The 1,241-nt window shown below is 43.5% G+C and carries 2 protein-coding genes; both read right to left on the bottom strand.

The annotated features are described in order from the left end of the window. Nucleotides 1–878: efflux RND transporter permease subunit (locus HC175_RS15120; RefSeq protein WP_168139319.1), on the bottom strand; the 878-nt coding region annotated here is incomplete at its 3' end. Nucleotides 879–884: 6 nt separating this feature from the next. Beyond that, on the bottom strand, nt 885–1,241 hold a 357-nt coding region (locus HC175_RS15115; protein WP_369074333.1), incomplete at its 5' end, for an efflux RND transporter periplasmic adaptor subunit.

The raw sequence follows: 1,241 nt of genomic DNA, 5'->3' as shown, positions 1-1,241 counted from the left end.
GTTACCGCATTGGCATCGGTTTGTTTTTGAACCTGTAGTAAAATGGTGCTTTGACGGTCAATTCTTGCAATCTTTTCGGTCTCCTTTTGGGTATCCTGAACTTCAGCAACATCGGTTAAACGAATGTTTTGCCCGTTTTGGGAAGCGATCACCAGGTTCCTTAGCTCATCAACCGACTGGAGCTTTCCGGAAAGTCGAATAAGCGTTGTATTTTCTCTTGTAGTAAGGTTTCCTGTTGGAAAGTCGAGATTAGAAGCACTAATGATCTGTTGTACCATCGGCACCGTTAGCCCGGAGCCTTCCAATTTATTGGGGTAAAGGTTTACCCTTATCTCCCGTTCCTGTCCACCTACCAGGTTTACCTGGGCTACTCCCGAAAGTCGCGAGAACTCAGGCTGAATCTTTTGATCGATAAGGTCGTAAAGTTCATTTTCTGAAAGATTGGCAGTCACCCCTAAACTTACCACAGGTAAATCTGAAAGGGAGAACTGGGAGAGCGACGGCTCTTCGATATCTTCGGGAAGATCAGATCGTATTGAGTTGATCTTACGCTGGGCTTCGTTCAACAGGAAATCAACATCTGCGTCACTGGTGAACTCAATAGTCACTACAGATAAGCTCTCGAAAGATTTGGTCTGGATCTTCTTGATATTTTCCAGGGAAGAAACGGCATCCTCCACCTTACGGGAGACGGTGTTCTCTACCTCGGCAGGTGATGCCCCGGGATAAATAGTCATTATGGTCACTACCTTAATTTCCATTTTTGGGATCAACTCATAATTGAGCTGACTATAGCTGAAAAGTCCGCCAATGATCAGTAATGCAAGCATTACGATCACCACGCTGGGCCTCTTTATTGATATTTCTGCTAATTTCATTTTTTCTTACTTTAGGATTTTTACCGGGGTATTGTCGGTAAGGTTAATCTGTCCACTAGTCACGACTATATCACCCTCATTTAGCCCGGCAGTTACTTCTACTTTATTTCCGTAGTTAATCCCTGTTTGAATCTGTTTTAACTTCGCTATTCCGTTTTCTAAAACGAACACTCGATTATCACTTACACTGCCCACAAAAGCTTCTCGGGGAATAGTAAGAACATTATCCATTCCCGATTCATTGAACACAGCAGTTGCATACATTCCGGCTCTTCTGGTCCTTTGAGAATTGTCTACAGTGATCTCCACCGGGAATTTTAATGCTCCGTTAGAGGCTGGAGCTATAAAAGTTATTTTTCCGCT

Source organism: Salinimicrobium oceani (assembly GCF_012037645.1).
The sequence above is the reverse complement of the archived record's forward strand: the minus strand, read 5'-3'. Positions and strand labels throughout refer to the sequence as shown.